Raw genomic sequence first — 279 nt, 5'->3', positions numbered from 1 at the left:
TAACCTTTGATATAACCATCTGCAATTGCAGCTTCTTCATATAGTTCAAAGGTGCCACTTTCAAAATCTACACCTGCGAATTTCAGGGAAGATTCATTTAATGCTCTTACATCGGCTTTTTGAAGGGAGAATTCCATATCAAGATTGGGAATTCTTCTCATGACATCTACTTTTCCTTCCAGTAAAACACTACCTCCTCCAAAGGAAACTGCTGTTGCATGTACGGTGGAGGGAAGTGCGCTGTCAAAATTTTCGACATTTCGCAGGTTAGTGGCAATA

General features: G+C 40.1%; 1 pseudogene. It reads right to left on the bottom strand.

Features of this window, described 5'->3' with window-relative positions:
* Positions 1–279 (bottom strand): annotated as a pseudogene (locus HC175_RS23635) (DUF748 domain-containing protein); the annotation flags it as partial.

The organism is Salinimicrobium oceani (assembly GCF_012037645.1).
Note: the sequence above shows the minus strand (reverse complement) of the source record. Positions and strands in the feature narration are given on the sequence as shown.